This is a genomic window from Mesorhizobium sp. M0317 (genome assembly GCF_040321555.1).
GTDB lineage: Bacteria > Pseudomonadota > Alphaproteobacteria > Rhizobiales > Rhizobiaceae > Mesorhizobium.
Map to the genome: position 1 here is coordinate 1 of NZ_JAMYRV010000110.1, position 736 is coordinate 736.

The window sequence follows — 736 nt, forward strand, 5'->3', positions numbered from 1 at the left end:
GCAAGGGGAAAGGCAAGGAGGCCAAGCTCAGCTTCATGGGGCACGGGCTGATGGAGAACCGGCATGGTCTTCTGGTTGATGCCTGCCTGACGCTGGCCGACGGGCATGCCGAACGAGTGGCGGCTCTGCACATGATCGAACCCCGCGCCGAGCGACCGCAAGCCATCACCCTCGGCGCCGACAAGGCCTATGACGCGGAGGACTTCATTAACGAGTTGCGCTCGATGAAGGTGACGCCACACGTGGCGCAGAACACGAACGGGCGCCGTTCCGCTATAGATCGTCGCACGACCCGGCACGTCGGCTATGTCGTCAGCCAGCGCATCCGCAAACGCATCGAGGAGGCGTTCGGCTGGATCAAGGTCATCGCAGGTCAAGAGAAGACGAAGTTCCGCGGTCGCGACCGCGTCGGATGGGCCTTCACCTTCGCGGCTGCCGCCTACAATCTGGTGCGGCTGCCCAAGTTGATCGCGGTGCCGACATGAGCGCGCCGGCGGACTGCAAGCTGATTGACCGCTGGCATATCGTCGAGGCCGATCTGTGGGATTGCGGCTATCTCAGCCTCTGCGGTCCCGCCATGGTCACCATCGGGGCCGACAACACCGGTGAGATCGCCTTTGGCGCTCTGCAAGCCAGCCTCGATCTCAACTACGGTCCCTCGATGGTATTCTTCACATGGGCCGGCTTCGACGAAATGGACGAAGCCACTGGTGATGGCTCCGCCGAACTACTCGAC

The 736-nt window shown here is 62.9% G+C and carries 2 protein-coding genes; both read left to right on the forward strand.

Going from position 1 to position 736, the window contains the following annotated elements; translation table 11 throughout:
• Positions 1–485, forward strand: a 485-nt coding sequence (locus NKI88_RS31740; RefSeq protein WP_352659343.1) for a transposase, incomplete at its 5' end; no start/stop codon positions are given.
• Positions 482–736 (forward strand): hypothetical protein (locus NKI88_RS31745; RefSeq protein ID WP_352659345.1); only part of this gene is annotated, 255 nt, incomplete at its 3' end. The genes NKI88_RS31740 and NKI88_RS31745, both read left to right, overlap by 4 nt.